The following is a 21,365-nucleotide window of genomic DNA, read 5'->3' as shown; positions in this document are numbered from 1 at the left end:
GTCCACGGCGGCATCGTGCCACCGGCACCGGTAGCCTCGCAGAGGGGCACGACACCGGAGGGGGCAGGATGCGCGCACGGGGGCTGGCAGGTCCGCGCGCCGTCGTCGTCCCGTTGCTGGCCGCTGCCGTGCTGGGCACGGTCGCGGTGGTCGCCGTCCAGGAGGCCGGCTGCTCCGACCCGGGGCACTACGTCGCCGTCTCCGGTGGGTACGAGCTGGTCGGGGGCTGTTTCTCCCCGCAAGACCTGATGGTCCCGGCCACGCCGGAACCGGCGCCCGCGCTCCCCGCGGCGCCGGTCCCCACGAGGTCGTAGCTAGCGCACGGCGTCCAGCGCGCGGGTCAGGTCCTCGACCAGGTCCTCGACGTCCTCGATCCCCACGGACAGCCGCACCAACGAGTCCGGGACCTCGAGCACCGAGCCCGCGACCGACGCGTGTGTCATCTGGCCGGGGTGCTCGATCAGCGACTCGACGCCGCCGAGGGACTCCGCGAGGGTGAACAGCTCGGTGCCCGCGCAGACCTTCAGCGCCGCCTCCTTACCGCCCGCGACCAGGAACGACACCATCCCGCCGAAGCGGAGCATCTGCTTGGCGGCGATCTCGTGGCCGGGGTGCTCCGGGCGGCCCGGGTAGAGGACACCCGAGACGGCCGGGTGCGCGGCGAGGGCCTCGGCGACCCGCTCGGCGTTGTCGCAGTGCCGCTCCATGCGCACCGCGAGGGTCTTCACCCCGCGCAGCGTGAGCCACGCGTCGAAGGGACCCGGGACCGAGCCGACCGAGTTCTGGGTGAACGCGATCTGCGCGGCCAGCTCGTCGTCGTCGCAGACCAGGGCGCCGCCGACGACGTCGGAGTGGCCACCGACGTACTTGGTCGTGGAGTGGAGCACCACGTCCGCGCCGAGCGCGAGCGGCTGCTGCAGGTAGGGCGAGGCGAACGTGTTGTCGACGACGAGCGTCGCCGCCCCCTTGGCCCCGGCCAGCGCGGCGATGTCCGCGATCCCGAGCAGCGGGTTCGTGGGCGTCTCGCACCAGACGACCTTGGTGGTGGGGCGGATCGCCGCCCGCAGCGCGTCGACGTCCGCGAGGTCGACGGTGGAGTACTCGATGCCGAAGCCCGAGAGCACCTTGTCGACGAGCCGGAACGTGCCGCCGTACGCGTCGTGCGGGATGACGAGATGGTCCCCCGGGCGGAGCAGGACGCGCAGCAGCACGTCCGACGCACCCATGCCGGAGCCGAACGCGAAGCCGTGCCGCCCGCCCTCCAACGCAGCCAGACACTCCTGCAGCGCCGTCCGGGTGGGGTTGGCGGAGCGGGAGTACTCGTAGCCGTTGCGCAGGCCGCCGACGCCGTCCTGCGCGAACGTGGAGCTCGCGTGGATCGGCACGATGACGGCGCCGGTGGTCGGGTCGGGATCCTGGCCGGCGTGGATGGCCCGGGTGGAGAAACCTCGCATGGCGCGAGGCTAGCCTCAGCCCAGGAACGCCAGGACGTCGGAGCGGGTCACGACGCCGGCGGGCTTGCCGTCGACCAGCACCATGGCCGCGTCGGCGGCGGAGAAGGCCTGCATCGCGGTGGCCAGCGGCTCGTTCGCACCCAGCGTCGGCAGCGGCGGGGACATGTGCCCCTCGAGCCGGTCCGAGAGCTTCGCGCGGTCCGTGAACAGGGCGTCGAGGAGGTCGCGCTCCACCACCGAGCCGACGACCTCGGCCGCCATCACCGGCGGCTCGGCGCGGACCACGGGCATCTGCGAGACGTGGAACTCCCGCAGGTAGTGCACCGCGTCCGCGACGGTCTCGTTCGGGTGCGCGTGCACCAGGTCGGGCAGCGTGCCGTCCTTGCGGCGCAGCACGTCGCCCACGGTCGCGCCCTCGGTCGGGGGCAGGAAGCCGTAGCTGGCCATCCACCCGTCGTTGAAGACCTTGCCCAGGTAGCCACGGCCGCCGTCGGGCAGCAGGACGACGATCACCGAGTCCGCGGGCGCCGTCTCCGCGACGCGCAGCGCCGCCACTGCCGCCATCCCGCACGAGCCGCCCACCAGCAGCGCCTCCTCGCGGGCGAGCCGGCGGGTCATGTGGAAGGAGTCCGCGTCGGACACCGCGACGATGTCGTCGCAGACGGTCTTGTCGTAGGCGTCCGGCCAGAAGTCCTCGCCGACGCCCTCGACCAGGTAGGGCCGCCCGGTGCCGCCCGAGTACACGGAGCCCTCCGGGTCCGCGCCGATGATCTTCACCCGGCCGCCGGAGACCTCCTTGAGGTAGTTGCCCGTGCCCGAGATGGTGCCGCCGGTGCCGATCCCCGCCACGAAGTGCGTGATCCGCCCTGAAGTCTGCTCCCAGATCTCCGGCCCGGTGGTGGCGTAGTGCGACGCCGGGCCCTCGGGGTTGGCGTACTGGTTCGGCTTCCAGGCGCCCTCGGTCTCGCGGACGAGCCGGTCGGAGGTCTTGTAGTAGGAGTCCGGGTGGTCCGGGTCCACCGCCGTGGGGCACACGACGACCTCGGCGCCGTAGGCCTTGAGCACGTTGCGCTTGTCCTCGCCCACCTTGTCCGGGCACACGAACACGCACTTGTAGCCGCGCCGCTGCGCGATCATCGCCAGCCCGATGCCGGTGTTGCCCGAGGTCGGCTCCACGATCGTGCCGCCGGGCCGCAGCTCGCCCGAGGCCTCGGCCGCGTCGATCATCCGCAGCGCGATCCGGTCCTTCACGCTGCCGCCGGGGTTCAGGTACTCGACCTTGGCCAGGACCAGCGGGGACAGGCCCTCGGCGACCCGCCCGAGGCGGACCAGCGGGGTGTTGCCGACCAGGTCGGAGATGTGCTCGGCGTAGCGCATGCGCCCATCGTCGCAGCCAGGAGGGCCCTCACGAACCCCGGCCCACCGCTCGCTCCGGCCGCGGCGCGTCAGCGCCCCCCTCCCACCACCACGACCACCAGGGCGGTGACCACGGCGAGCAGCAGCACCGCCAGCACGACGACCGTGGCCTGCAGCCGGCGGATGTCGCGGCGGCGGTCCGTTCGGGTGTCCGCGCGGCGGGCCTGGCTGATCGCGAGCAGCTCCCGTTCCAGCGGGAACAGCTCGGCCAGGGCGGCGGGCTCGGCGGCGAACGCGGTGACGACGTCGAGGCGCCGCCCACGCAGGAGGGCGCCGTCGTCGCGGTCCGCGTCGAACCACATCCGGGTGGCCTCGGTGAGCAGTGCGCGGGCCGGGCGCTGCTCCCGGTCCTCGGCGATCCAGCCGGCCAGCCGCGGCCACCCCGTGACGACGGCGTCGTGCGCGATCTCGACCGTCCGTTCCCGTTCGGTGAGGATCCGGGCGGCCACCAGCGCGTCCACCACCGCGTCGAGGTCCTCGCGCTGGGCCCGGCGCAGGCCGTACCCGTAGCCCGCGCGCAGCACCCGGCGGCGCACGGTCGTCACGTCGCCGGTCGTGCCCTGGCTGCGGACCATCCGCAGCAGCACGATCCGGGCGAGCTCGCGACGTTCCGCGGACAGCACCGCCCACGCCGCCTCGGCCGCCTCCGCGACGGCGCCGTGCAGCCCGCCCGAGTCCCGGTAGTGGGCCAGGGTGAGGCCGGATCCCCCGTCGTCGAGGGTCTTCTCCCAGGTCGCGGCCAGTGCCAGGGCCAGCAGGGGCAGCGCGCCGGGTGGCGACGCCGGCGCGTCCGGGGCGATGTCCAGCTCGCCGAGCACGACGTCGGCCAGGCCGTCCGCCGGCGGGAACCCGGCCTCCCGGGCAGGACCCTCGATCACCTCGCGCAGGTCCGCCGCCGACATGCCGCCGACCCGGACCGGGAGGGGCCCGTCGACGCCTGCGAGCTCGGCGTACCGGTGCTCGCGCAGCCCGAGCAGCACCACACGGTCCGTCACGCGGGCGGCCAGCAGCGCGCGGACGGCGTCGTCGAGCCACTCGCGGGCAGGGCCCTCGGGGGCGAGTGTGTCCAGGTCGTCGACCAGCAGGAACGGGGTGTGGTGGAGCGCGGCGGCCGGGTCCGGGCCGGGTTCGAGCACCTCGACGGGCCCGGGCAGCGCGGGCAGCACCGCGGCGCGCAGCAGCGAGGTCACCCCGACCCCGGACGGCCCCACGACCGGCACGACCCCGCCGGCCCGGACCCGCTGCAGCACGTGGGCCACCAGCGCGTCCCGCCCGCGCAGGCCGTCTCCCACGGGCTCGGGGCCCGGATAGGGGCGCAGGTCCGCGGGCGGCCGGGCCGGGGCCGCGGCGGCCCGGCGCAACGCCGCCCGCCACTCGTCCCGGCCCTGCGCGGGGACGCCGAACGCGTCGAGGATCCCGTCGAGCCGCTCGGGAGGCGGCAGCGAGCGGCCCTGCACGTAGTCGCGGAGGGTGGTGAAGGGCAGCCCGAGGGGTGTCCGCGGGCCGCGGGTGCGGCGGGCCAGCTCGCGGAAGCTCAGCCCGGTGGACTCCTTCAAGCCGGCCAGCTGCGCGGCGAAACCCGCCCGGTCCGCGACGCCGACCGGAGCGTCCGCACCCGGCCGGCGTGACGGCATCCTCGCTCCCCCCGAAGCTGTCCGGCCGAAGGATAGGGCCCCCGGAGCCCGCCGGCTCGCTGCAGGTCAGCCCCCGGACCGGGTGTACGAGGTTGTACGAACCGGTCGCTCTGCGCCTTTTCGGAGCACGTGACACGCCCGTTCGGGCTACCGTTCCTCCCGGGACGACACCGGGTGGGGTCGGAGGGGCACGCCGCCGTCGCTCGGTGTCACCGCGCTGCCCGGCACGTCCCACAGCCGGTGCGGCCGTCCCGCTCCCCGCCGGGCGACCCGTTGGCGTCCTTCCGGCCTCGAGCACCCGCGGCGTCCACCACCGCCGGACGCCGCGGGCCCACACCGCACGACGTGCCCGCAGAACGGGGGACGCACGTGCACGCGGGGGGCGAGGGGCCACCGGTCGCCGACGGCACCGAGGACACCGCGGGCACCGTGGGCGACGGGACACCGGCGCGACCGGCGGCCGCCGACCTCGACGCCGAGCTCACCGCCCTCGCCCGCGCCGCCGCCGAGGGCGACCGCCGCGCCCTGGACGCCCTGCTGCGCCGCGTCGGGCCGGTGTTGCTGCGCTACTGCCGCGGCCGGCTCGGGGCGCGCGCCACGGGCGTCGCGACGGCCGAGGACGTTGCCCAGGAGGTCGTCCTGGCCGTGTGCACCTCGCTGCCGCGCTACCGCGACTCGGCCGCCCGCGACACCCCGTTCATGGCCTTCGCCTACGGGATCGCCCGCAACAAGGTGGCGGACGCCTACCGCTCGGCAGCCCGGGACCGCTCCGACCCCTCCGACGACCTCCCCGAGCCCACCGACACCCACGCCGGGCCGGAGCAGGCCGCCGTGGGCACCTCGGAGATGGCCCGGCTGATGGTCCTCGTCGACCGGCTGCCGGCCCAGCAGCGGGAGATCGTGGTGCTGCGGGTGCTCGGCGAGATGACCGCCGAGGAGGCCGCCCGGGCGGTCGGCTCGACGCCGGGCGCGGTGCGGGTGGCCCAGCACCGCGCCCTGCAGAAGCTGCGCGGCTGGCTCGCCGCCCAGACCTAGGTCCGTTCCACCCGGCGCAGGCCCGCGCCCTCCCGCCAGAACTCGACGACGAGCCTGTCCCCCGCCTCGTTCAGGCCGGTCACCACCACCTCGGTGACGTCGACGCGGAAGCCCTCCGACCCGTCGTCGCCCGGGGAGCCGGTGGGCACCGCACGGCCGGAGACCTTCGCGTCCCCCGCCCAGGTCGACGCGTTCGGCGTCTCCGGCGGATCGTCCGAGCCGCTGTGCAGCGCGAACCGGGGATCGCGGCGCAGGTCGGCGAGCTTGCGGGCGCCCGCCATGGACCCGAACGTCAGCTCGCCACCCGCGAACTCGCACTCGATCCCGGAGATCCGGGGCGAGCCGTCGGCACGGAGGGTGGCGAGCGTCTTGTGCTTGTGCGCGTCGAGGATCAGGCGGGCCCGACCGGCCAGCTCGGGTGCCTGTTCCTCGACGTCCTTCCAGGAGGCCATGGCGACATCCTGGCGGGGAACCCTGACAGTTCCCGTCAGTCTTGGCGCAGGTAGCTCAGCAGCCGCAGGATCTCGATGTACAGCCAGACCAGGGTCGTCATGAGGCCGAAGGCGATGTACCAGGCGAACGTCGCCGGGGCGCCACCCTTGACCGCGCGGTCGGCCATGTCGAAGTCCAGCAGCAGGCTGAACGCGGCGATGCCGATGCAGACGATCGAGAACAGGTAGGCGAGCGGCGAGCCGTCCCGCAGGCTGAGCCCGCCGGTGAGGAAGAAGCCGGCGATGAGGTTGACGACCATCAGCACGGCGACGCCGATCGAGGCGCCGATCAGCCACTTGGTGAACTTCGGCGTGACCTTCACGGCGCCGGTCTTGTAGACGACCAGCATGCCGACGAACACGCCCGCGGTGCCGACGATCGCCTGGAAGCCGATGCCCTGGAAGTTCGTGCCGGAGAACTCGAGCGCCCCGGTGATCGCGCCGAGCGCGACCCCCATGCAGGCCGAGTAGATCAGGACGAGAGCGGGGTTGCTGCTCTGCTTGAAGATGACGATCAGCGAGACCACGAAGCCCACGATGAACGCCGGCAGGGCCAGCCAGTAGAGGCCGGAGATGGCCGTGAGGATGCCCGCGACCAGCGCGACACCGGCGGTGATCGCGGTCTTGATCACCACGTCGTCGACGGTCAGCGGCCGCTCACCGGCACCGGCGCGGCCGAACTCGGCGCCCTGGGCCTGGGTGTCGGCATAGGCGGCGCCGCCGCCCATCATGCCGCCGCCCTGGCGGTCGAAGGTGGCGTACCCCTGCCCGCTGGGCAGGTTGCGGAACGCCGGGTTGCTGCTGGTGCGCACGGGTCCTCCTCATCGCGTCTGTCTCCGCGCTACTGGTGGAACGCGGTCCGACCCGGGTTGGTTCCCGCTCCGGTAAAGACGACTTTACCCATGGAGATCACGCGGCGGCGGGTCCGGCCTTCGGCGGTTCGAGCAGGACCCCGGCCTCCTCCAGCGCGGCCTCGATCTGGAGCCGGGCGAAGGGCCGCTCCCGCTCCGGGACCTGGGACAGCGGCCCGCGGTCCACGCCGACGGCGCGGCACATGTCGTGCAGCACGTCGTCGTACGCTGCGAGGAGGGCGACCCGGCGCACCCGGGTGGTCGGCTGGCGGCCCACGACCTCGCGGCGCAGCCGGTGCAGGTCCCGGACGAGCGACTCGAACGTCTGACCCACTGGCAGCAGGGTCGGGGGCGCGGGAGGGCGGACGAGCCGGCCCAGCCTGCCGATCAGCGCGGGCAGGTCGAGCAGGGCAGGCAGGTACCGCACCGAGGCCCAGAGCAGGACGGTCGGCGCGACGGCGATCCCGACGTACAGCAGCACGCCGAGCAGGACCGGACGGTCACCCGACACGAGGGCAGGATAGCGAAGATCCGCAGGTCAGAGGGGATCTTGAGGGCGCCGTCACGTCAGGAGGATAGGTTCGGTCGGTGACCGTGCCGCGCGTCGTCCGCCCCGCCGCCTATGTCGTCTGCGTCGAGGATGGGCAGGTGCTCCTCGCCCGCTGGAACGGGCCGAAGGTCCCCCGCTGGACGCTCCCCGGCGGCGGGCTCGACCACGGGGAGGACCCGCGGCGCGGCGCGATCCGCGAGGTCGAGGAGGAGACCGGCTACACGGTCGCCCTCGACCGGCTGCTGGACGTGGACTCGATGCACCTGCCGGAGGCGACCACGTACGCGGGCGACCCGATGGACATGTGGGGCGTGCGGATCCTCTACTCGGGCCGGGTCACGGGCGGGGAGCTGCGCCACGAGGTCGGCGGCTCCACCGACATGGCAGGCTGGTTCGCCCTCGACGAGGTCGCGGGCCTGACCCGGGTCCCGCTCGTCGACAAGGGACTCACCGCCTGGCGCGAGGACGACCCCGCCACCGCCGCGGCCCGCCTCCCGTGAGTGGCGATCACCGCCCCGGCGACGATCGCCACTCACGAGCGGTCCGGATCGCCGACCAGGCCGCCGCACCCTAGGCTCGCCGCACCCGCCGACCGGCGGGAGGCGACGGAGGTGTGGCGGAGCGATGTGGGCCTTCCTGTCCAAGCGGCTGCGGATGTGGCTGGTCCTGGCGGTCGCGGTGCCGCTGGGCGGCTGGCTGATGGGCAAGGCCGCGGACCTGATCGAACAGCGCCGCGGCCCGAACACCGTCAGCCGGACCCTGCACCAGGCCAATGGCTGGCTGACCCGGCGCGGGAAGGGCCCGCTGGCCGCCCGCACCCGGGAACAGGACCGTCCGGCCCGCTGACGCAGAAGGCGCCGGGTGGGCGCCGCGACCCGCCCCGATGGTGATCGGATCGCGGCACCCGGCAGCGCGTGCTCGCTCCCCAGCAGCACGCGGTGTGTCTTTACCTCGCGGGACGAGGGACCGACGTTACTCAGACGTCATAGTTGATCGCCCGATGTCATCAATACTGGTCAGAGGCATCAGGCGTCGAAGATCGGTACGGCACCCCGCCCAACGTCCGATCGCCCCTTCGGCTCTTCCCATTCCTCCTGCCGTCCCAACGCCGTGAGGTCGAGGAACGCGTACGAACCGCCGGTCCACTCGGCTCCGCGGGCGTACTGCGAGTAGGTGTGGAACAGGCGCTCACCGTCGCGCACGAAACAGGAGAGCCCGGGCGCCTCGCCGGTCAGGTCCTCCGCCCGGAAGTTGTACTCGACGGGCGCGACCGCCGGATCGAGCGTGACGTGGAAGTCGTAGTTGAAGTCGCTCCCGTGCGAGGAGTACCAGGGGAAGGTCCAGCCCCTGGCCGCCTTGTACCGCTCGATCTTCGCCAGCGGTGCCCGCGAGACGTACGCGAGCGTGACGTCCCGGCTCGCGAGGTGCAGGCGCAGGCCGTCGCTCACCTCGTCCGCCCCGGCCGTGCAGCTCGGGCAGCCCTCGTCCCACTCCGGGTCGAACATGAAGTGCCCGACGATCAGCTGGCGGCGGCCCTCGAACAGGTCGAGCAGCCCGGCCCGGCCGTCGTCGAACCGGTAGTCCTTCCCGATCTCGACCATCGGCAGCCGCCGGCGGTCCGCGCTCAGCGCGTCCCTCGCCCGGGTGAGCTCCTTCTCCCGCTCCAGCAGCGCCGTCCGTGCGGCGGTCCACTCCTCGCGGCTCACGATCTCCGGCAGAGTCATGTGCTCCTCCTCGAATCGGTTCCTCGGGTGTCGACCCCGCACGACCCCGGAACTCATCGGTGCGCCGGATATACCCGGATTGCCGACGGCCACGCGGAGGGCCAGGGTGGGGACCGTGACGGACGCCGACGTGATCGTCGTGGGAGCCGGCCTCGCCGGGCTCGTGGCCACCGCCGAGCTCGCGGCGGCGGGCCGCCGGGTGCTGCTCCTGGACCAGGAGCCGGAGGCGAACCTCGGCGGCCAGGCGTTCTGGTCCTTCGGCGGGCTCTTCCTGGTCGACTCCCCCGAGCAGCGCCGGATGGGCGTGCGGGACTCCGCCGAGCTCGCCCTGCAGGACTGGCTGGGCAGCGCCGGCTTCGACCGCGGCGTCGACGACCCGGCGGGCGAGGACTTCTGGGCGCGGCAGTGGGCCACGGCGTACGTCGACTTCGCGTCGGGTGAGAAGCGCGCCTGGCTGCACGGGCTGGGCGTGCGCTGGTTCCCGCTGGTCGGCTGGGCCGAGCGCGGCGGTTACCTGGCCGACGGCCACGGCAACTCCGTCCCCCGCTTCCACGTCACCTGGGGCACCGGTCCCGGCCTCGTCGAGCCCTTCGCGAACGCGGTGCGCGACGCCGAGCGGGCCGGCCTCGTACAGTTCCGTGCCCGGCACAGGGTCGACGCCCTGACCAGCACGGACGGCGCGATCACCGGGGTGTCCGGCGCGATCCTGGAGCCCAGCACCGCGGCCCGCGGGGTGGCGAGCTCGCGCGCGGAGACCGGGCAGTTCTCGCTCACCGCCGGCGCCGTGATCGTGACGTCCGGGGGCATCGGCGCGAACCACGACCTCGTCCGGGCGAACTGGCCGCAGCGCCTCGGCACCCCGCCCGAGCACATGATCACCGGCGTCCCGGCCCATGTCGACGGCCGGATGCTCGGCATCACCGAGGCCGCGGGCGGGCGGCTGGTGAACCGCGACCGGATGTGGCACTACACCGAGGGCATCCGCAACCACTCGCCGATCTGGGCCGGCCACGGCATCCGGATCCTGCCCGGCCCGTCGTCGATCTGGCTCGACGCGACCGGCCGCCGGCTCCCGGCGCCCTACTTCCCCGGCTTCGACACCCTGGGCACGCTCGCGGCGCTGCGCGCGACCGGCCACGACCACTCGTGGTTCGTGCTCACCCAGAAGATCATCGAGAAGGAGTTCGCCCTGTCGGGCTCCGAGCAGAATCCGGACCTGACCGGCAAGGACGTCCGGGCCACGCTCGGCCGGATCCGGCCCGGCGCCCCGGCGCCCGTCGAGGCGTTCAAGGAGCGCGGGGAGGACTTCGTGGTCGCCGGCACCCTCGCTGAGCTGGTCGACGGCATGAACAAGCTGACCCCCTCGCCGCTGCTCGACGCGGCCGCGATCGAGAAGCAGATCGTCGCCCGGGACCGCGAGCTGGCCAACCCGTTCACGAAGGATCTGCAGGTCAGCGCCATCCACAATGCACGCCGCTACCGCGGTGACCGGCTCGGCCGCACGGCCGCGCCGCACCGGATCCTGGACCCGAAGGCCGGACCGCTGATCGGCGTCAAGCTGCACGTGCTCACCCGCAAGACCCTCGGCGGCCTGCAGACCGACCTCACCGGCCGGGTGCTCGACGCCGGGGGCACACCTGTTCCCGGCCTGTACGCGGCCGGCGAGGTGGCCGGCTTCGGCGGCGGCGGCGTGCACGGCTACCGCTCGCTGGAGGGCACCTTCCTCGGCGGCTGCCTCTTCGGGGGCCGGCAGGTGGGCCGGGCCGCGGCCCGCGAGGTGAGCTGAGGGGCCCGATCCCGGCCCACACCGTTTCCGTTCCGGCGCGAGGGGGTAGCCGAAACGTGATCGAACGGGCGCACACTGACCCCTGGTACCGACGGGGACGGGGGTTCGGTACCGACCGTCTCGACACGGGGACCGCCTCGCGCGCGGAACTGGGGAGCGACGCGCGCACCCCCGGGGGCACAGCGGCCCGGCCGACCTCGACGGCGGCCGGGCCGCGTCCGTCTCTCAGGTTCCCAGCGTCGCCCAGACCGTCTTGCCGGTGCGCCGGCGGCGCACGCCCCAGCGGCTGACCGTGTCGACCAGCATCAGCCCGCGACCTCGGACGGACCCGAACCGCGACCGGCCGAGCGTGGGCCGCGCACCCGGCTCACCGTCGTCCACCTCGATGCGCAGGCGCAGGGGGTCGAGCATCGTGATCCGCACGGAGCGGGGTCCGTGCGCGTGCTCGACGGCGTTGGTCACCAGCTCGGTGCACACGAGCTCGGCGTCGCACCGTGCGTCGGAGTCCTCCGCGAGATGCTCGCGCAGCCAGCGCCGCAACGCGGGTAGGCAGGTCGCGTCGCGGAAGCTCGCGACGAGCGATGCGGGCTGCGGGCCGTCGACGGCCGGCTCCGCGAGGGCCATCCCGGAAGAGGACATGCCGGAGTCGTACCCCGTCCGGAACCGGTTCACGCAACCCTCTCGACAGCGGCCCGGCGGGGCGGCACGATCCGCGCCGTGATCGTCCGCCGCGAACGCCTCGCCGACCACGAGCTCGTCGACGCGGTCCAGCGCGCCGCCTTCGCCACCGGCCCCGGCGAACCCGTCGAGGTCCCGCTGCTGCAGGCCCTGCGGGTGGGCCCGTGGTTCCTGCCGCAGTTCTCCCTGGTCGCCCTGGGCCCGGACGGGATCGCGGGGCACGTCATCGCGACCCGCGGCTACGTCGGCGACCATCCGGCACTCGGCGTCGGCCCGCTCGGGGTGGCGCCGGACCAGCAGGGCACCGGGGTCGGCAGCGCCCTGATGCACGCCCTGCTGGGCGCCGCCGAGGCGACCGGCGAGACGGTCGTCGCCCTCCTGGGCGACCCGACCTACTACTCCCGCTTCGGTTTCCGGGCCGCCGGCCACATGTCCCCGAACCCGGAATGGGGCCCGTACTTCCAGGTCCGCCTGCTGACGGTCCTGGGCTCCCCGTTCCGCGGCACGTTCCGCTACGCCCCACCCTTCGACAACCTCTGACGGGCTGCGGGCACGATCACCACGTGCGCATCCGCCTCGCGACCCCCGACGACGCGGCGGCCGTCGCCGCGGTCTACGCCCCCTACGTCCGCGACACCGCGATCTCCTTCGAGAGCGAACCGCCGCCCGAGGCCGAGATGCGGGAGCGGATCGCGGGAACCCTCCCCGCCCATCCCTGGCTGGTCGCCGACCTCGACGGGGTGCGCGGCTACGCCTACGCCGGCCCCCACCGGAGCCGGGCCGCGTACCGCTGGAGCGTCGACGTCAGCGTCTACACAGGACCGGACGTCCATCGCTGCGGTGTCGGACGCGCTCTCTACACCGCGCTGCTCGCCCTGCTGACCGAACAGGGCTACGCGCACGCGTTCGCCGGCGTCACGCTGCCGAACCCGCCCAGCGTCGGCTTCCACGAGGCGCTCGGGTTCGAGGCGGTCGGGGTGTTCCGGGCCGTCGGGTACAAGTTCGACCGCTGGCGCGACGTCGGCTGGTGGCAGCGACCGCTCGTCGGCCCGCAGGCGTCGCCCGCAGAGCCGGTGCCGCTCGCCCGGCTCGATCCGGCCGTCGTCGCCCGCTGCCTCGGCTAACCTGCCCCGCATGTCGACGGCCGTGGGAATCCTGGTGATCGTCGGTCTGTTCGCGGTCGTGCTCGGCGGGCTCGCCTGGGCCGCCCGCCGGCTGCGGACCCGGGACGCCGGCGCCGTGATGAACCCGTTCGACGAGCTCTGGCACCCCGTCGCGCTGCAGGCCCGACGGGACACCGAGGTCCAGCAGGAACAGCCCGCCCCCGCGCCCCACCCCGGCGACCGCCTCGTCTGAGCCCGCGGGCCGGACCGACGCCGATCGAGACCGTCCGCCTTCAGTCCTTGCGGTAGTCCAGGTCGAAGTCGAGCTCCCAGGTCGCCCCGCCGTCCTGCGAGGTCTCCCAGCGGCCCGTGATCGTCCGGCCGTCCTCGCCGATCGCGCCGACGTACCGCTGCGCGAAGTCGAGCGGGCTGAAGTCCGGCTGGTCGCGCAGCAGCGTCCACTCGTTGTCGCGCAGCGTCATCCGGTAGACGCGCACCACCCCGCGCGAGTCGAAGTAGTGCTGCACGTAGGCCTCCCCGTCCGGCGCGATCACGGCGAGGCAGTCCGGCGCGTCCGGATGCTCGGCGGTGGAACGCTGCACCAGGAACGCCCCGCCGACGTCCCACGCGACCGACATCCGCCCGCTCACCGGTTCCGGTGTGAACGAGAACCGCGCCTCCGCCGTCCACTCGCCCACCAGCACGTCCAGATCCATGAGTCCTCCCTCGTCGCAGTGGGGACCGGACGGCGGGCCGGTTCTCATCGGTCGAGCGTCACAGCACCTGTTCGAGCCGCACCGCCACGTCCCGGTACCTGCTGACCGGCACGAGATGGACCCCGTCGCAGGCACCGCTCTCCCGCAGCGCGAGCACCTGCGCGCAGGCCGCCTCCACGCCCGCCTGCCGGTCCGCCGCGACCCTGCTCACCAGCTCGTCCGGGATCTCGATGTCCGGCACGCTCGCCCGCAGCCGGTGGGCCATCCCCGCGCTCGCCAGCACCATCACCCCGGCGTAGACGGGCTGGTCGGTGGGGTTCTCCTCGCGCCAGCGCACGAACTCCTCGACCGAGAAGCCGACCTGCACGAACACGAAGTCCGCCTCGCGCTTCCACGGGACCAGCCGCCGTCGGGACCCTGCGGTCACCCCGATCCCGAAGGGCGCGACGCCCGCGAACTCGGGCCGCTCCGTCACCGCGCGGGCCTCCTCGATCATGGTGCGCACGGTCAGCCCGCCGGCCCGGTCCCCGGCCGTCGGCTTGTCGCCGGCCACGAACAGGAACCGGTCCACCCCGTACGCCGCGGCGGTGAGGAGGTCGCGCTGGAAGCCGAGCAGGTTGCGGTCCCGCGAGTTGAGGCAGGCGATGCTGCGCCGGCCCATCGCGTGCACCTCGTTCGCCACCGCGATGCTGGACACCGTGGCGCGCCCGATGTGGTTGTCGGGGATGAGGAAATCGTCGACGACCGGGGCGAGCACCCCGATCTGGTGCCGGGCCCGGGTCAGGTCCGGGCGGGTGGGCGGCTCGATCTCGCAGACGACGGAGAACACCCGGTCACGGTAGCCCCGCGTAAACCCCTTGGACGACGGCGGCGGGCCCGCTACCGTCGCACCCGTCCGTGATCGACGCGAGGAGGTGAGTCCCGTGACCGCAGTACCGCACCGGGTGCTCCCGCTCTCCGCACGGGCCGGCGACTGACGTTGCCGGGAGCGCCCCCAGGCACTCCCGAGAGGCAACGATCATGAACTTCACCTCGGACGCGACCGTGAACGGCGTCCGCACACGCGACTTCACCGTCGGGGACGTCCCCGGCGTCCTCTGGTCCGGCCCCGAGCCGGGACCGCTCGTCCTGCTCGGCCACGGCGGCGGCAACGACCGCCACTCGCCCGCCATGTCCGGGCGTGCACAGCGGCTGGTCGACGGCGGGTTCCGCGCCGTGAGCATCGACGCGCCGGGCCACGGCGGCCGTCCGCTCACCCCGGTCGACGAGCGGGACCGCGCGATCATGGCGCGCGCCATGGCGGCCGGGGAGCCGCTCGGAGACATCGTCGGGCGCTACAACGCCGACATCGCCCGCCGTGCGGTCCCGGAGTGGCGCGCCGTGCTCGACGCGCTGGACCCCGGCCCCGTCGGCTACTTCGGACTGAACATGGGCACCGCGATCGGCATCCCGCTGATCGCCGCCGAGCCGCGCATCGCCGCGGCCGTCCTCGGCATGTTCTGGCCGGAGACCGTGGCCGCCACGGCTCGCACGATCACCGTGCCGATCGAGTTCGACCTCCAGTGGGACGATGAGAACATCCCGCGGGAGGAGGGCCTGGCCCTGTTCGACGCGTTCGGGTCGGCCGAGAAGTCGCTGCACGCCAACTCCGGCCGGCACAAGGAGGTGCCGCGCTTCGAGGCGGACAGCGCGGTGCGGTTCTTCGCCCGGCACCTGCCGGTTCGGCCGCTCTCCTCCGCCGGCCCGGCCACGGTGCCGCAGGGCTCGCCCACTCGGGGAAGCCGAGCGATTCCACAGTGAACAAATGTTCGATATCTGGCCTCTGACCAGGTCGTCTAGAGGCATGTCCACCGCGACCCTCGCTCTCCCGCGATCGGCTTCCGCCGTGTCGCGCGGAGAGCGGGTGGCGCGGCTGGAGCAGCTCGTCGCGCTGCGGAACTCGATCTCCGCGGAGATCACCGACGAGGTCCGCGCGCTCGCCCGCGAGGAGGTCGAGGCGCGGGCCGGGCAGCTCGACGCCGGGCTGGTCGGGCCCGAGCAGATCGAGTCCGCCGTGGTCGGCCAGGTCGCCGCGGCGCTCGGGATGTCGCCCACCCGGGGCCGTGAGCAGCTGCGGATCGCGCGCGACCTGCACGCCGGGCTCGACCGGGTGCGGGAGCTGTACTCGGCCGGCGAGCTCGACGAGCGCAAGGTCGCGGCCATCGTCACCGCGGCGTCCTGGTTGGACGGTCCGGAGCGCGCCCGGCTCGACGCGGAGCTGACCACGCACCGGATCAGCCGGCTCGGGCTGCGCCGGGTGGGCGATCTGGCCCGCTCGATCGCCGCCCGGATCTCCCCGGAGAAGTTCGCCGAGCGTGCCACCGCCGCCCGTCGCGGCCGGTACGTGTCGGTCACCCCGGCCGGCGACGGGATGGCCTGGCTCCGCGCCCTGCTGCCCGCCGAGCAGGCGATCCGTTGCTTCGGTGCCCTGCACAAGGCGGTGCAGGCGGAGTTCGTCGGTCCCGGCCCGGTCACCCGCGGCCGGTCGCAGATCCTGGCGGACACGCTCGTCGAACGGCTCACCGGCGCCCCCGCGACCACCACGGACGTCGAGGTCCAGGTCCTCGTTCCCCTCGAGGCGCTGGTCGACGACGACGGGCCGCTCCCCGCGGAGATCCCCGGCTTCGGTCCGGTCCCCGCCGGCCTCCTCACCGGAGACGGTCGGCGCACCTGGCGACGACTCGTCACCAAGGAGGGCCTGGTCATCGGTGGGGACTCCCGCCGGCGCACCTTCCGCGGACCCCTCGCGCACATGATCCGCATCCGGGACGGCGGCCGCTGCACCGCGCCCCATTGCGACGCCCCGATCCGCCATCTCGACCACGTCCACCGGTGGGCGGACGGCGGCGCCACCCGCTTCGACAACGGCCGCGGGTTGTGCGAGTTCCACAACCTCGTCCGCGAGATCCCGGACCCCGATCCGCCCGGCTGACCTCTGTTCTCGTCACTCGGCCGGGAGTACCGTGCCGCGGATGGACGGCAGGGCGACCGTCGGATCGGTGGTGCGGGCCGGGACCGCCTACCAGGGCAAGCAGGGTCCGGAGTACGTCCCGGGGGTGAGCGCCGAGACCGTCGGTGCCCGCGCGCTGTGGCTCGGTTCGGTCACGCTGCCCGCTGGCGGTGGCCGCACGAAGGCGCACGTCCACGACCACCACGAGTCGGCGTTCTACCTCGTCAGCGGCGACGAGGTCGAGCTGTGGACCGGCGACCACCTGCAGCATCGCGAGCTCGCCCACGCCGGCGACTACCTCTACATCCCGGCGGGCGTGCCGCACGTGGCGGTGAACCGCACCGACACCCCCGCCGTCTTCGTCGGCGCCCGCACGGACGCGAACGAGCAGGAGAGCGTGGTCATGCGGCCGGACCTGGAGAACCGAGTGCCGTAGCGAGCTGGGCCCCGTCGCCTGACACCATTGCGACATGGAACGCGTTCTCGGGATCGGCGGCCACTTCCTGCGCGCGAACGACCCGGCCGCCCTGAGCGCCTGGTACCGCGACAGCCTGGGCCTCGACGCCGACGAGCACGGCCAGTGGCAGCAACAACCCGGCCCGACCGTCTTCGCGACCTTCGAGTCCGACACCGACTACTTCGGCTCCCCGACCCAACGGGTCATGCTGAACTTCCGGGTCCGCGACCTCGACGCAATGCTCGCCCAGCTCCGCGCCGCGGGCGCCGACGTGGCGGAGGAGACCCAGGAGATGGAGGGCGTCGGCCGCTTCGGATGGGTCACCGATCCGGAAGGAAACCGGATCGAGCTCTGGCAGGCGGACTGAGATACCCGAGGTGGGCCCGCGACAGCAGGCCGAGCACAGAATCGCCGATCAGGCCGGACGCCATTGGGGCAGACGGTGGGAACGGTCGTCGAGAAGCCTGCTCGCCGAATCGCACCGTTTCACGCTGAGCCTGAGGTCCGACCGGCTCGACGCCGTGGAGATCGCCCGGATGGTGCACCTCGCGGCGCAGTCGAACCCCTCTTGCGAGCGAACGGCTGCCGCACGTCGCGGTCGCGACACGAGCGAGCTCTGAACCAGCGGGCCCGCCGCCGATGAGTTCGCGGGCCGCGCCCGGTCTACAGCGACATGAGCACTGCGGACTCCGGCCTGGGCAAGGTCGTCGTGAACAGGTCGATGTCGCTGGACGGCTTCATCGCCGGCCCCGACCACGCCATGGACTGGATCTTCGACCACCTCGACAACGACGCGTTCCCCGACGTCATGCAGGCCACCGGCGCCATGCTGATCGGCCGGGGCACCCACGAGGTGAGCATGCGGATGGCCGTCGAGGACATCGACTACGACGGCGGACCGGTGTTCGTCCTGACCCACCGCCCGCCCGACGAGCCGCAGCGCGGGGTCACCTTCCTCACCTGCGGCCTCGAAGAGGCCGTGGCCACGGCCCGTGCCGCAGCGGGCGGCAAGGACCTGGAGATCCTCGGCGCCGACCTCGCCAGCCAGTGTCTGCGTCAGGGGCTCGTCGACGAGGTGCTGGTGTACGTCGTGCCCGTGCTCCTCGGCAACGGCGTGCGCTTCTCGACCCCCGGGCTCGGCAGGATCGATCTCGAACCGTTCGAGAACAGGCAGTCGGGGTCGGTGACCATGCTCCGCTTCCGCGTGCAAGACAGGGAGCCCGCTCGCGGCGGAGCGTCGGCGGCGGCGAGCTGACGTTCTCGCCCGCGGGGCCATGATCGGGCCGGTCCGCGACGGTGCCCCCGGTGGGATTCGAACCCACACTGTGACCCTTTTAAGGGGCCTGCCTCTGCCGGTTGGGCTACGGGGGCGGCAGGGCCGAGCCTAGCGATGTCGAGATCCCGGTCGCGGCTCCGACCACCGGTGCGAGAGGGTCGCACCAGCGGCCCGCCGATCCGAGGAGCAGCTCGTGAAGTTCATGCTGATGATCTACGACAACCCCGACACCCGCGCCGTCTTCTTCGGCGAGGAGGGGAAGCCGCTGATGGCCGAGATGGAGGCGATCATGGCGGAGCTCAAGGAGTCGGGTGAGCTCGTGGACACCGCTGCCCTGGGCGATCCGGCGGCCACGAAGGTCGTGCGGGGGTCCGGGGTGGTCACGGACGGGCCGCTCGCGGAGGCCAAGGAGCACTTCGGCGGCTACCTGATCGTCGACGTCGAGTCCGAGGCGCGGGCCGTCGAGATCGCGGCGCGCTGGCCCAAGGTGGACACCGCGATGGAGGTGCGCCCCCTGCTGGGCGACGGCGGCGAGGAGATGTGAGCGCGCGCGTCGACGACCTGCTGCGGGAATGCGCGCCGCAGGTCCTCGGCGCGCTCGTGCGCCGGCACCGGCAGTTCGACCTCTGCGAGGACGCCGTGCAGGAGGCCCTGCTCGCGGCGGCACAGCAGTGGCCGGGCGAGGGGGTGCCGCAGAACCCGCACGGCTGGCTGGTCGCCGTCGCCCACCGCCGGGTGATCGACGCGATCCGCAGCGAGAGCGCGAGCCGGGCCCGCGAGGAGCGCCTCGCCCTGCTCGAACCGCCGCCGGCCGACACCCCGGACACGGACGACACGCTGCAGCTCCTCGCGCTCTGCTGCCATCCCGCGCTGTCCCCGCCGAGCCAGCTCGCGCTGACCCTGCGCGCGGTCGGCGGCCTCACCACCGCGGAGATCGCGAGCGCCTTCCTCGTGCCCGGGGCGACGATGGCACAGCGGATCAGCCGGGCGAAGAAGACGCTGCGGGACAAGGACTTCGACACCCCCGGCGACCTGACCGTGGTCCGGCACGTGCTCTACCTGATCTTCAACGAGGGGTACACGGCCTCCTCGGGCAGCGACCTCGCCCGCCCGGACCTCACCGCGGAGGCGATCCGGCTGACGCGGCTGCTGCACCGCCTGCGCCCGGACGACGACGAGACCGTCGCGCTGCTCGCCCTGATGCTGCTCACCGACTCCCGCCGTCCCGCCCGGACGGACGCCGGCGGCGAGCTGGTCCCGCTCGTCGAGCAGGATCGGACCCGGTGGGACGCCGTACAGATCGCCGAGGGGACGGCGCTGGCGGAGCGGGCGATCGCGCGGGGCCCGCTCGGGCCGTACGAGCTGCAGGCGGCGATCGCCGCGGTGCACGCCGACGCGAAGACGGCGGCGGACACCGACTGGCGGCAGATCGTGGGGCTCTACGAGCTGCTCGACAAGATCGCGCCGAGCCCCGTCGTCACCCTGAACCGGGCGGTGGCGGTGGCCGAGCTGCGGGGGCCGGAGGCCGGCCTGGAGCTCCTCGACGGCCTGGAGCTCGACGGCCATCGCCTGGCCGCGGTCCGCGCCCACCTGCTGGAACGGGCGGACCGGACCGCCGAGGCCCGCGCGGCCTATCTCGACGCCGCCGCCCGCACGGGGAGCCTCCCCGAGCGCCGCTATCTCGAGCGCCGCGCCGCGGTGATCACCCCGAGCGCCTGATCGCCGCCTCGGACCGCACGTCGATCACCGGCGGTCCGGCCCTCGTGAGTGGCGATAGTCGCCATGGCGACTATCGCCACTCACGGAGGGCGCGGGTCAGCTGGCCTTCGTGGTCGGCTGCGGGGCGACCGGGAGCGGGGTGACCGTGGCGCCGGAGATCCGGGCGAACTCGGCCTTGGGCTCGTGGAGCTGGCCCAGGGCGACGACCTCGCGGCCCATCAGCAGCGCCGTGGTCCAGTCCATGAGGATCCGGAAGCGGCGGTTCCAGGTGGGCATCCGGCTGACGTGGTACGTCCGGTGCATGAACCACGCCGGGAAGCCGCGGAGCTTCACGCCGTAGATCTGCGCGACGCCCTTGTACAGGCCCAGGCTCGCCACCGACCCGGCGTAGCTGTGCTTGTACTGCGTCATCTCGTAGCCGCGCAGGTAGGCCTTGATGTTGTCCGCCAGCACCTTCGCCTGCCGCACCGCGTGCTGGGCGGACGGGCTGGTGCGCGCGTTCGGGTCGTCCTTCGACAGGTCCGGCACCGAGGCGCAGTCGCCGGCCGAGAACACGCCGTCGAGACCCTCGACCGTGAGCGAGGCGGTGCACTCGATGTGTCCGCGCGGGCCGAGCGGCAGGTCCGTCTGCTCCAGCATCGGGTTGGGCTTGACCCCGGCGGTCCAGACGATGGTGTCGGCGTCGAACTCCTGGCCGTCCGAGAGGACGACGTGGCCGTCCACCATGGACTCGACGCGCGTCTCGAGGAGGACCTCGATGCCGGCGTCGAGCAGCCGGCCGACGGTGTAGACGCCCATCTTGGGGCCGACCTCGGGCATGATCCGGTCCATCGCCTCGACGAGGACCCAGCGCATCTCCTCGGCCTCGATGCCCGAGTAGTACTTCGTGGCGTAGCGGGCCATGTCGGCCAGCTCGGCGAGCGCCTCGACGCCCGCGTACCCGCCGCCGACCACGACGAAGGTCAGCAACCGGCTGCGCAGCTCGGGATCGTCCGTGGTCGCGGCGGTGTCGAGCCGCGAGAGGACGTGGTTGCGCAGGTAGATGGCCTCGCCGACGGTCTTGAAGGCGATGCCCTGCTCCGGCAGGCCGGGGACCGGCAGGGTCCGCGCGACCGAGCCCGGGGCGACGACCAGCACGTCGTACCCCAGCAGTTCGGTGCTGCCCGCGGCGGTGACCACGGTGACCTGCTTGTCGGCGTCGGAGATCGCGGTGACGCGCCCGTTCAGGACCCGGCAGCCCTGCAGCACCTTGTGCAGCGGGACCACGACGTGGCGCGGCTCGATGGAGCCGGCGGCCGCCTCGGGGAGGAACGGCTGGTACGTCATGTGGGACTGGGGATCGATGACCGTGATCTCGGCCTCCCCGCGACGCAGCTTCTTCTGCAGCCGCAGGGCGGTGTACATGCCGACGTAGCCTCCGCCGACCACCACGATCCGTTTCGCGTGCGCCATACCCATATTCGTACTCGGAAGACGTAAGGGCCGG

Annotated in this window: 26 protein-coding genes and 1 tRNA gene; 15 read left to right on the top strand and 12 right to left on the bottom strand. The window is 73.4% G+C overall.

The features are described from left to right. Positions 1–68 precede the first annotated feature (68 nt). On the top strand, positions 69–314 hold the full coding sequence (locus tag ABD324_RS10760) for a hypothetical protein (protein ID WP_344415105.1): 246 nt from the start codon (positions 69–71) through the stop codon (positions 312–314). On the opposite strand, the gene ABD324_RS10755 is transcribed toward ABD324_RS10760, so the two are convergent. The 3 genes from ABD324_RS10755 to ABD324_RS10745 form a co-directional block, all read right to left on the bottom strand. Continuing rightward, positions 315–1,454 (bottom strand): cystathionine gamma-synthase, encoded by a 1,140-nt coding sequence (locus ABD324_RS10755; protein WP_344415103.1) that lies wholly within the window; start codon positions 1,452–1,454, stop codon positions 315–317. A gap of 15 nt (positions 1,455–1,469) precedes the next feature. Further along, positions 1,470–2,831: a cystathionine beta-synthase gene (locus ABD324_RS10750; protein ID WP_344415101.1), complete on the bottom strand. Its 1,362-nt coding sequence runs from the start codon at positions 2,829–2,831 to the stop codon at positions 1,470–1,472. 68 nt (positions 2,832–2,899) lie between these two features. Continuing rightward, a complete protein-coding gene (locus tag ABD324_RS10745; RefSeq protein ID WP_344415099.1) occupies positions 2,900–4,504 on the bottom strand; it encodes an nSTAND1 domain-containing NTPase in 1,605 nt (534 codons plus the stop codon). Positions 4,505–4,849: 345 nt separating this feature from the next. On the opposite strand from ABD324_RS10745, the gene shbA reads away from it, so the two are divergent. Continuing rightward, the gene (shbA, locus tag ABD324_RS10740; protein ID WP_344415097.1) at positions 4,850–5,539 is read left to right on the top strand and encodes an RNA polymerase sigma factor ShbA; all 690 of its coding nucleotides are present in this window, start codon (positions 4,850–4,852) and stop codon (positions 5,537–5,539) included. Here the strand turns inward: shbA and ABD324_RS10735 are convergent. The 3 genes from ABD324_RS10735 to ABD324_RS10725 form a co-directional block, all read right to left on the bottom strand. Then, the gene (locus ABD324_RS10735) at positions 5,536–5,991 is read right to left on the bottom strand and encodes a pyridoxamine 5'-phosphate oxidase family protein (RefSeq protein WP_344415095.1); all 456 of its coding nucleotides are present in this window, start codon (positions 5,989–5,991) and stop codon (positions 5,536–5,538) included. The two genes, shbA and ABD324_RS10735, sit on opposite strands and share 4 nt — an antisense overlap. A 35-nt stretch (positions 5,992–6,026) precedes the next feature. Further along, on the bottom strand, positions 6,027–6,842 hold the full coding sequence (locus ABD324_RS10730; RefSeq protein WP_344415093.1) for a Bax inhibitor-1/YccA family protein: 816 nt from the start codon (positions 6,840–6,842) through the stop codon (positions 6,027–6,029). Between the two features lie 97 nt (positions 6,843–6,939). Further along, positions 6,940–7,392: a hypothetical protein gene (locus ABD324_RS10725; protein ID WP_344415091.1), complete on the bottom strand. Its 453-nt coding sequence runs from the start codon at positions 7,390–7,392 to the stop codon at positions 6,940–6,942. 77 nt (positions 7,393–7,469) lie between these two features. Here ABD324_RS10725 and ABD324_RS10720 point away from each other — a divergent pair, with 77 nt between their 5' ends. Both ABD324_RS10720 and ABD324_RS10715 read left to right on the top strand, forming a co-directional pair. Beyond that, positions 7,470–7,931: an NUDIX hydrolase gene (locus ABD324_RS10720; protein WP_344415089.1), complete on the top strand. Its 462-nt coding sequence runs from the start codon at positions 7,470–7,472 to the stop codon at positions 7,929–7,931. A gap of 124 nt (positions 7,932–8,055) precedes the next feature. Further along, the gene (locus tag ABD324_RS10715; protein WP_344415087.1) at positions 8,056–8,277 is read left to right on the top strand and encodes a hypothetical protein; all 222 of its coding nucleotides are present in this window, start codon (positions 8,056–8,058) and stop codon (positions 8,275–8,277) included. A 179-nt stretch (positions 8,278–8,456) separates the two neighbouring features. Here the strand turns inward: ABD324_RS10715 and ABD324_RS10710 are convergent, their stop codons facing one another. Further along, positions 8,457–9,155, bottom strand: a complete 699-nt coding sequence (locus tag ABD324_RS10710; protein ID WP_344415086.1) for a DUF899 domain-containing protein — start codon at positions 9,153–9,155, stop codon at positions 8,457–8,459. Positions 9,156–9,270: 115 nt separating this feature from the next. Here ABD324_RS10710 and ABD324_RS10705 point away from each other — a divergent pair, with 115 nt between their 5' ends. Beyond that, positions 9,271–10,941, top strand: coding sequence for an FAD-binding dehydrogenase (locus ABD324_RS10705; RefSeq protein ID WP_344415085.1), 1,671 nt, complete (start codon positions 9,271–9,273; stop codon positions 10,939–10,941). Positions 10,942–11,166: 225 nt separating this feature from the next. On the opposite strand, the gene ABD324_RS10700 is transcribed toward ABD324_RS10705, so the two are convergent. Then, positions 11,167–11,580, bottom strand: a complete 414-nt coding sequence (locus ABD324_RS10700) for an ATP-binding protein (RefSeq protein ID WP_344415084.1) — start codon at positions 11,578–11,580, stop codon at positions 11,167–11,169. Between the two features lie 78 nt (positions 11,581–11,658). Between ABD324_RS10700 and ABD324_RS10695 the strand changes: the two genes are divergently transcribed. The 3 genes from ABD324_RS10695 to ABD324_RS10685 are packed head-to-tail and all read left to right on the top strand — an operon-like array spanning position 11,659 to position 12,975. Further along, positions 11,659–12,159: a GNAT family N-acetyltransferase gene (locus tag ABD324_RS10695; protein ID WP_344415082.1), complete on the top strand. Its 501-nt coding sequence runs from the start codon at positions 11,659–11,661 to the stop codon at positions 12,157–12,159. Positions 12,160–12,182: 23 nt separating this feature from the next. After that, positions 12,183–12,743: an arsinothricin resistance N-acetyltransferase ArsN1 family B gene (locus ABD324_RS10690; RefSeq protein ID WP_344415080.1), complete on the top strand. Its 561-nt coding sequence runs from the start codon at positions 12,183–12,185 to the stop codon at positions 12,741–12,743. A gap of 10 nt (positions 12,744–12,753) precedes the next feature. Next, on the top strand, positions 12,754–12,975 hold the full coding sequence (locus ABD324_RS10685) for a hypothetical protein (RefSeq protein WP_344415078.1): 222 nt from the start codon (positions 12,754–12,756) through the stop codon (positions 12,973–12,975). A 40-nt stretch (positions 12,976–13,015) separates the two neighbouring features. Here the strand turns inward: ABD324_RS10685 and ABD324_RS10680 are convergent, their stop codons facing one another. Together ABD324_RS10680 and ABD324_RS10675 are read right to left on the bottom strand one after the other, a co-directional pair. Further along, positions 13,016–13,438 (bottom strand): hypothetical protein, encoded by a 423-nt coding sequence (locus ABD324_RS10680; protein ID WP_344415076.1) that lies wholly within the window; start codon positions 13,436–13,438, stop codon positions 13,016–13,018. Between the two features lie 58 nt (positions 13,439–13,496). Then, positions 13,497–14,267, bottom strand: a complete 771-nt coding sequence (locus ABD324_RS10675; protein ID WP_344415074.1) for a methylenetetrahydrofolate reductase — start codon at positions 14,265–14,267, stop codon at positions 13,497–13,499. A gap of 191 nt (positions 14,268–14,458) precedes the next feature. Here ABD324_RS10675 and ABD324_RS10670 point away from each other — a divergent pair, with 191 nt between their 5' ends. The 5 genes from ABD324_RS10670 to ABD324_RS10650 all read left to right on the top strand — a co-directional run bounded on the left by ABD324_RS10670 (position 14,459) and on the right by ABD324_RS10650 (position 18,139). Then, positions 14,459–15,238 (top strand): dienelactone hydrolase family protein, encoded by a 780-nt coding sequence (locus ABD324_RS10670; protein WP_344415072.1) that lies wholly within the window; start codon positions 14,459–14,461, stop codon positions 15,236–15,238. Positions 15,239–15,323: 85 nt separating this feature from the next. Continuing rightward, positions 15,324–16,409: an HNH endonuclease gene (locus ABD324_RS10665; RefSeq protein ID WP_344415070.1), complete on the top strand. Its 1,086-nt coding sequence runs from the start codon at positions 15,324–15,326 to the stop codon at positions 16,407–16,409. Positions 16,410–16,449: 40 nt separating this feature from the next. Beyond that, positions 16,450–16,863 carry a cupin domain-containing protein gene (locus ABD324_RS10660; RefSeq protein WP_344415068.1) on the top strand — a complete coding sequence of 138 codons (414 nt, stop codon included), beginning with the start codon at positions 16,450–16,452 and terminating at the stop codon, positions 16,861–16,863. 34 nt (positions 16,864–16,897) lie between these two features. Next, positions 16,898–17,251: a VOC family protein gene (locus ABD324_RS10655; protein ID WP_344415066.1), complete on the top strand. Its 354-nt coding sequence runs from the start codon at positions 16,898–16,900 to the stop codon at positions 17,249–17,251. Between the two features lie 306 nt (positions 17,252–17,557). Continuing rightward, the gene (locus ABD324_RS10650; protein WP_344415064.1) at positions 17,558–18,139 is read left to right on the top strand and encodes a dihydrofolate reductase family protein; all 582 of its coding nucleotides are present in this window, start codon (positions 17,558–17,560) and stop codon (positions 18,137–18,139) included. Positions 18,140–18,181: 42 nt separating this feature from the next. Here ABD324_RS10650 and ABD324_RS10645 read toward each other — a convergent pair. Next, a tRNA-Leu gene (locus tag ABD324_RS10645) sits at positions 18,182–18,255 on the bottom strand. Between the two features lie 107 nt (positions 18,256–18,362). Between ABD324_RS10645 and ABD324_RS10640 the strand changes: the two genes are divergently transcribed. Beyond that, positions 18,363–18,704 (top strand): YciI family protein, encoded by a 342-nt coding sequence (locus ABD324_RS10640; protein WP_344416330.1) that lies wholly within the window; start codon positions 18,363–18,365, stop codon positions 18,702–18,704. Further along, entirely contained in the window at positions 18,701–19,879 is a 1,179-nt protein-coding gene (locus ABD324_RS10635; RefSeq protein WP_344415062.1) for an RNA polymerase sigma factor, read from the top strand. Before ABD324_RS10640 ends, ABD324_RS10635 begins: the two co-directional genes overlap by 4 nt. A 96-nt stretch (positions 19,880–19,975) precedes the next feature. Here the strand turns inward: ABD324_RS10635 and ABD324_RS10630 are convergent, their stop codons facing one another. After that, the gene (locus tag ABD324_RS10630; RefSeq protein WP_344415060.1) at positions 19,976–21,331 is read right to left on the bottom strand and encodes an NAD(P)/FAD-dependent oxidoreductase; all 1,356 of its coding nucleotides are present in this window, start codon (positions 21,329–21,331) and stop codon (positions 19,976–19,978) included. Positions 21,332–21,365 lie beyond the last annotated feature (34 nt).

Origin of the sequence: Pseudonocardia ailaonensis (assembly GCF_039531635.1) — a bacterium.
Classification (GTDB): Bacteria; Actinomycetota; Actinomycetes; order Mycobacteriales; family Pseudonocardiaceae; genus Pseudonocardia; species Pseudonocardia ailaonensis.
This window is presented reverse-complemented; position numbering and strand designations above follow the sequence as displayed.

Excerpts from the sequence above, each read along its gene's own strand:
- ABD324_RS10760 (WP_344415105.1), top strand. The coding sequence starts at position 69 with ATGCGCGCACGGGGGCTGGCAGGTCCGCGCGCCGTCGTCGTCCCGTTG.
- ABD324_RS10755 (WP_344415103.1), bottom strand. The coding sequence starts at position 1,454 with ATGCGAGGTTTCTCCACCCGGGCCATCCACGCCGGCCAGGATCCCGAC.
- ABD324_RS10750 (WP_344415101.1), bottom strand. The coding sequence starts at position 2,831 with ATGCGCTACGCCGAGCACATCTCCGACCTGGTCGGCAACACCCCGCTG.
- ABD324_RS10745 (WP_344415099.1), bottom strand. The coding sequence starts at position 4,504 with ATGCCGTCACGCCGGCCGGGTGCGGACGCTCCGGTCGGCGTCGCGGAC.
- ABD324_RS10735 (WP_344415095.1), bottom strand. The coding sequence starts at position 5,991 with ATGGCCTCCTGGAAGGACGTCGAGGAACAGGCACCCGAGCTGGCCGGT.
- ABD324_RS10715 (WP_344415087.1), top strand. The coding sequence starts at position 8,056 with ATGTGGGCCTTCCTGTCCAAGCGGCTGCGGATGTGGCTGGTCCTGGCG.
- ABD324_RS10710 (WP_344415086.1), bottom strand. The coding sequence starts at position 9,155 with ATGACTCTGCCGGAGATCGTGAGCCGCGAGGAGTGGACCGCCGCACGG.
- ABD324_RS10700 (WP_344415084.1), bottom strand. The coding sequence starts at position 11,580 with ATGTCCTCTTCCGGGATGGCCCTCGCGGAGCCGGCCGTCGACGGCCCG.
- ABD324_RS10685 (WP_344415078.1), top strand. The coding sequence starts at position 12,754 with ATGTCGACGGCCGTGGGAATCCTGGTGATCGTCGGTCTGTTCGCGGTC.
- ABD324_RS10680 (WP_344415076.1), bottom strand. The coding sequence starts at position 13,438 with ATGGATCTGGACGTGCTGGTGGGCGAGTGGACGGCGGAGGCGCGGTTC.
- ABD324_RS10670 (WP_344415072.1), top strand. The coding sequence starts at position 14,459 with ATGAACTTCACCTCGGACGCGACCGTGAACGGCGTCCGCACACGCGAC.
- ABD324_RS10660 (WP_344415068.1), top strand. The coding sequence starts at position 16,450 with ATGGACGGCAGGGCGACCGTCGGATCGGTGGTGCGGGCCGGGACCGCC.
- ABD324_RS10655 (WP_344415066.1), top strand. The coding sequence starts at position 16,898 with ATGGAACGCGTTCTCGGGATCGGCGGCCACTTCCTGCGCGCGAACGAC.
- ABD324_RS10650 (WP_344415064.1), top strand. The coding sequence starts at position 17,558 with ATGAGCACTGCGGACTCCGGCCTGGGCAAGGTCGTCGTGAACAGGTCG.
- ABD324_RS10640 (WP_344416330.1), top strand. The coding sequence starts at position 18,363 with ATGCTGATGATCTACGACAACCCCGACACCCGCGCCGTCTTCTTCGGC.
- ABD324_RS10630 (WP_344415060.1), bottom strand. The coding sequence starts at position 21,331 with ATGGCGCACGCGAAACGGATCGTGGTGGTCGGCGGAGGCTACGTCGGC.